This window comes from Kineosporia sp. R_H_3 (assembly GCF_002198675.1).
Taxonomy (GTDB): domain Bacteria; phylum Actinomycetota; class Actinomycetes; order Actinomycetales; family Kineosporiaceae; genus R-H-3.
Genome location: NZ_MWLL01000210.1, coordinates 1 through 5,212 on the forward strand (window position 1 = coordinate 1; position 5,212 = coordinate 5,212).

General features: G+C 68.6%; 5 protein-coding genes and 1 pseudogene. 2 read left to right on the forward strand and 4 right to left on the reverse strand.

The genetic code is table 11. The features are described from left to right. The 4 genes from ECOMGDLI_RS26430 to ECOMGDLI_RS26445 form a co-directional block, all read right to left on the reverse strand. A partial coding sequence (locus ECOMGDLI_RS26430; protein WP_143447955.1) for a sigma-70 family RNA polymerase sigma factor occupies window positions 1-380 on the reverse strand: 380 nt, incomplete at its 3' end. Beyond that, complete coding sequence (locus ECOMGDLI_RS26435; protein ID WP_088319832.1) at window positions 377-1,000, reverse strand: helix-turn-helix domain-containing protein; 624 nt, start codon at window positions 998-1,000, stop codon at window positions 377-379. The genes ECOMGDLI_RS26430 and ECOMGDLI_RS26435, both read right to left, overlap by 4 nt. Further along, complete coding sequence (locus ECOMGDLI_RS26440) at window positions 997-1,248, reverse strand: hypothetical protein (RefSeq protein ID WP_088319833.1); 252 nt, start codon at window positions 1,246-1,248, stop codon at window positions 997-999. The genes ECOMGDLI_RS26435 and ECOMGDLI_RS26440 overlap by 4 nt, the downstream gene beginning before the upstream one ends. Window positions 1,249-1,751: 503 nt before the next feature. Continuing rightward, the gene (locus ECOMGDLI_RS26445; protein ID WP_088319834.1) at window positions 1,752-3,026 is read right to left on the reverse strand and encodes a sigma-70 family RNA polymerase sigma factor; all 1,275 of its coding nucleotides are present in this window, start codon (window positions 3,024-3,026) and stop codon (window positions 1,752-1,754) included. Window positions 3,027-3,184: 158 nt separating this feature from the next. Here ECOMGDLI_RS26445 and ECOMGDLI_RS26450 point away from each other — a divergent pair, with 158 nt between their 5' ends. Together ECOMGDLI_RS26450 and ECOMGDLI_RS26455 are read left to right on the forward strand one after the other, a co-directional pair. After that, window positions 3,185-4,264, forward strand: a complete 1,080-nt coding sequence (locus ECOMGDLI_RS26450) for a site-specific integrase (protein ID WP_088319835.1) — start codon at window positions 3,185-3,187, stop codon at window positions 4,262-4,264. Window positions 4,265-4,509: 245 nt separating this feature from the next. After that, window positions 4,510-5,136, forward strand: a pseudogene (locus ECOMGDLI_RS26455) (helix-turn-helix domain-containing protein); the annotation flags it as partial. Window positions 5,137-5,212 lie beyond the last annotated feature (76 nt).

Below are 5,212 nucleotides of genomic sequence, written 5' to 3' on the forward strand. Positions count from 1 at the left end.
CAGTCGATCGCCCGGAGCTCGTCGATGATCGCGCCGCGGATCCGGGAGATCGCGTACGTCTCGAACTTGATCGCGCGCTCGATGTCGAACTTCTCGATCGCGTCGATGAGCCCGAAGATCCCGTACGAGACGAGGTCGGCCTGCTCGATGTTCGGCGGCAGGCTGACCCCGACCCGGCCCGCGACGTACCGCACCAGCGGCGAGTAGTGCAGGATCAGCCGCTCGCGGGTCGCCGGGTCACCGTCGGTCTTGAACCTCTCCCACAGCCGGCGCATGCCCGCTGGGTTCTCAGCGACTGGGTCGCTCGCTCGATCGTGTGAGGAGGCGGATGCGTCGGTCGCCAACTGCGCCTCGTGTGGCTTCGTGACTGCAGTGCTCATGCTGTGGCCAGTCGTCGGTTCTCCCAGGCGCGTTGCCAGGCCAGCCCCCACGGCAGGCGGTCGTCGGTTGTCGCGCCGGCTTCCAGGAGCACGACGAGCAGGAGGTCCCACTGGGGCACGTGGCGGCCGGAGACGGCATCGGCGAGTCGGCTGCGTGAGACGCCGAGGCGAGTACTCCACGTGTCGATGGAGGGGTGGCCGGCCAAGACCTTGAACTGCTTCAGGGCCAGGGAAAGATCCTCAGGAGTGCGGATGGCCTCGGGGTCAGGCAACGACGTGGCCCCGTCTGGTGCTCTCCCCATGCTGGTCACGGGGATCGAGGTGGTCGTGTCCAACCTGCTCGCGGCGTAGTTGTCGGCCTGGTTCCGCATCAGCGCCTCCCAGCGAGGCAGCCACTCCGTGTCGATGATGTCAGCGGCTACGTCACAGACCGCGAGGTACGCAGAGGCGACAGGCCAGGTCGGAAGCCGCTCGCCGCGTGCAGCAGTGCAGAGGGTCGCGAGGGAGAAGTGGGTTCTGCTCGACATCTCCCGCAGAGTCACTCCTGACGCGGTTCTGAGCGACCACAAGTCGGCCGCGAAGTCGGCCAAGGTCGTCGAGGCATCTGTCGTGGCGGTCACGGCTGAACGCCGTGGTTCTCGGCGTCGCCGTCGGACGGCGACCAGATCCGCCGCGCGACGCCGGCTGTAATGGGCGCCAACGTCGCCACCAGGCCAGCCGCCACCAGCGGCTCCTGACCCAGAGCCGTGCACAGCAGTACGAAGGACAGGACGGAGATCCAGATGATGACGTTCAGGTAGACCCACCGCATGGGCGGATCCTGGGACGTGAACGAGCGGATGGGCAGCAAGCCCTTGTTCGTGGGCATGACAGGTCACTCCTTGAGACATCGCACCAGGGTCACTGGCGGCGGGCGTTGGTCTGGACGCATTGCTTCGAGTTCCGACCCGTCTCGGCGGACAGTTGCTGGCAGGCGCGTGTACGTCAGGAAGGAACAGTGCTAGACAATAGCGGAGAGCGATCATTCAGTAACCCTGTGCATTGTTCGTTTCTGCTACGACTACGTCCGAACTGTCCGAACACAGTCCGAGCACATGGGCAACCGGGACTGTTTGGTTCGGCGTCCGAACTTCGCCGAAGGCCCGCCAAACATCGGGGCGTGCGCCGAAGAAGGTCCTGTCAGGCTCCGCTGCAGGGGCCGCAGGCACTGCCCGAGGCTCGCTCCGTTGGTCTGGACGCAACTTCGGTGAGGCTCCTCCGTCTGGCAGCGGAGGGGCCTCAACCTCTTTGCGCGTTGGCTCGTCGGGCGAGGTCGGGACCGCCGCCGAAGTGCGGTTGGTCGGGTGCCGGCCATGGGCTGCCGCGGCAGGATCAGTCGATGTTGAAGTGGGTGGCGGCCTGCTTACGGATCCGGGTCAGTCGCTTCGAGACGGCGCTGTGGTTGGCGTACCCCATGATTTCGGCGATCTCGGTGAGTTTCGTGACACCGCTGGATAGCAGGATGACCACCTCTCGGTCACGGGAGTTGAGCAAGGCGAGAAAGTCCGCCGTCACGAGTCCGTCGATGACCTCGGTCTCCGGTCCCTGGACAGGGATGTTGTCCGTCAGCTCGACGAACCTGACCCGGACCCTGTTCCTCTTGCGGTGGAGCTTGCGCTCGAAGTCTTCGCGGGCGAACGACCAGTGGTCGGAGAAGTCGTCCACGACACGGTTGCTGCGGACCGCGTCGAGGATCCCGCGCAGCCGACCGTCGCGGTCAGCGGCGTCCACGGTCCGCCGCACGATCCCGGCAGCTTCCTCCTCGCCGCACCACACGTCTGCACCGACTCGAGGATTGACGATCAGGGCCTCGTCCAGGACGGACCCGTCCACCAGCTGTGGAACTGCTGGCTCAACTCCCTTGTTCGACTCCGGCAGGTCGCTGAGCACATCCTGGATGACGCGAGTCACCGGGGGGACCCAGAAGTCCAGGTTGTGTGCGAGCAGCCGGACCGGGTCTTCCCTGCTGAACCCTCTCATCGCTGATCCGGAGTCCAGGTGCCGCCAGACGAGCGCTGCCCAGGCACGCTCCAAGCGGTTCAGGAAATCGTTGGGCAGCAGCCGGTCCTGGTCAGTTGTTGTGGCCAGGAAGGGCCATTGCCCGCCACGCAGCAGTGGCAGCCCGAACCGTTCGAGCATCGTCCGGGGCAACAGGTGGAACAGCGGGGCGTACTCGTAGTACCGAGACCGGGTGCGGGGGACGAACATGACGTTGACGTCCCCCTGGTCCGCTACTCGACGGATAGGGGACGGGAGCTCGTCCTCATCGAACATCCTCCGGCGGAACTGAGCGGCCTCCCAAGCCAGGTTCCAGTGGGCCACACCCAGGGAGAGCGCCAACCGCTTGTCATCGCCGGCGTGTGGGCGCAAGGGGATCGTCAGGTACTCGGGCGGTTCGGGGGCTGTGGCACGCAGGACCGCCTGGTATACAAAGGCCGCGGAGGCGTTCCACAGACGCGGAAACGTGTCCGGTGCGGCGTGGACGTGGCTGCTGTCCAGCACCTCGTCGGCGTCGTCGATGGTGTCTCCTCCGTGCGGGTCCGGGTCGCCGGTCTCGTTGATCGTCGTATGGGCAATTCTCGTGGTCGAGGTCAGCACGCCATCCATACGACAACCGGCGTGAGTTCTGTTCCGTCCTCCCCCAACATGACCCGGTGGCCACCTACCCGCCTGTCGGCTCGGGCAGTTGACACGCGGTCCCAACCCATCGGCTATCGCCCGGGATAATGCACGGAATCCCGGGTGATAGCACCTAGGCTGATGCTGTGATCCAGCCTTCGGACCGCGCGCCTGACGACGACGTCGCGCGGTCCACCTCGTCGATCGAGACCCGGCCGGAGGCGATGCTCGCGCCGGGTGAGGTCGACGTCGCCGGCCCGGCGATCGCACAGTTGCCCGAGGGCGAGGCGCGGTACGCGCGCGCCGCTCGGGCCGCGAACACCCTGCGTGGCTACCGCTCGGACTGGCGCGAGTTCAGCAGCTGGTGTCGCCGGCACGACCTCGAGCCGATGCCTGCCGCTCCCTCGGCGCTGACGGCGTACCTGACCGCCCTGGCCGGGGCCGGCGCGAGCGTCGGCACGATGAGCCGGCGACTGTCGTCGATCCGGTTCGCGCACGCCGCCCGGGACCTGCCCGACCCGACCGCGACCGCCCGGGTTCAGACCGTGTGGGAGGGCATCCGCCGCGTCCACGGCGCCCCACCGGACCGGGCCAAGCCGCTCATGCCGCCCGAGCTGCTCGACGTCCTGGACGCCTGCCCCACCACCCGCACCTGGAAGACCCGAGGCCGCCCCGCCGAACCGGACCTGTCCGGTGCCCGCGACCGGGCACTGCTCCTGGTCGGGTTCGTCGGCGCGCTGCGGCGCAGCGAGCTCGTCGCCCTGGCGTTCGAGGACGTCGCCGAGCACGCCAACGGACTGGTCCTGACCCTGAACCGGTCCAAGACCAACCAGACCGGCGAACAGCCAGAGCTCGTCGTCCTGCCCCGCGCCGGCAACCCCGACCGCTGCCCCGTCACCGCCCTGCAGACCTGGACCGACCTCGCCGGCATCACCACAGGACCCCTGTTCCGGGCGGTGGCCAAGAACAACCGGGCCGGCGACCGGGCGCTGCACCCGGAGTCCGTCAACGACCTCGTCCAGGCCGCGGTCGCCCGCGCCGGGCTGCCCGCCGGGTACAGCGCGCACAGCCTGCGCGCCGGGTTCGTCACCTACGCCCACCTGCGCGGCGCCTCCGACCGCGCCATCGCCCACCAGACCCGTCACCGATCCCTGGCCACCCTCGGCGCCTACGTCCGGATCGAGCACGCCTGGACGGACAACGCCGCCACCGCGCTGGGGCTGTGACTCGGTAGGCGGCCTGGGCGTCTGGCCAGACACCGCGGTCCGGAACAGACGAACGGACGTCGATTTCGCCGATGCCGTGGGTGTCCGTGGCCATGAAAAAGTCCCCGCTGGTGGCCGGGTCTGAGTACCCGGTGGTGGCCAGTGTGTAGTCCCCGCTCCTCGCGTGTCCTGTCCAGGGCTGTGGGCCCTGCGCGGTGACGGTGTCGGTGCCAACCAGATCACCACTCACCGCGCAGGGGCTTCTATTGAAGAACGCGAGGGAACGAATGGACATCCTGGCCGCCTACCGGCAGGTGGGGAGCTATCGAGGTGCGGCCGCGATCTGCGGGACGACGCACAAGACCGTCAAGCGGGTCGTGGAACGGCACGAGGGCAGTGGGGCCGCGCCGCCGCGCAAGGAGCGGGCCCGGAACTACGACCCGGTGCGGGAGGTGGTCGCCGAGCAGGTCGCCAGGACGCACGGGCGGATCTCGGCGAAGCGGCTGCTGCCGGCGGCGCGGACGGCGGGCTACGAGGGGTCCGCGCGCAACTTCCGGCGGCTGGTCGCGGCGCAGAAGGCGTTGTGGCGGCGAGGGAACCACCGTGGCCGGCGGCCGGCGGTCTGGACGCCCGGGGACACCCTGGTCATCGACTGGGGTGTGCGGGACGGGCTGCACGTGTTCTGCGCGGTGCTGGCCTGGTCGAGGTTCCGGTTCGTCAGGTTCGCCGCCGACGAGAAGTCGGCGACCACGTTGGGGATGCTCGCGGAGTGCTTCGAGGTCCTCGGCGGGGTCCCGGCCACGGTGCTGGCCGACCGGATGGACTGCCTGAAGGCCGCGGTGGTCGCTGACGTCGTGGTCCCGACCGCGGACTACGTGCGGTTCGCGACGCACTAGGAGCCTGCTGAACAAGGCGCGTATCGAGGGCCTGGGCGGCGAGGAGGGGGCTCAAGGCCGTCTAGCGGCGGTC

Excerpts from the sequence above, each read along its gene's own strand:
- ECOMGDLI_RS26445 (WP_088319834.1), bottom strand. The coding sequence starts at position 3,026 with ATGGATGGCGTGCTGACCTCGACCACGAGAATTGCCCATACGACGATC.
- ECOMGDLI_RS26440 (WP_088319833.1), bottom strand. The coding sequence starts at position 1,248 with ATGCCCACGAACAAGGGCTTGCTGCCCATCCGCTCGTTCACGTCCCAG.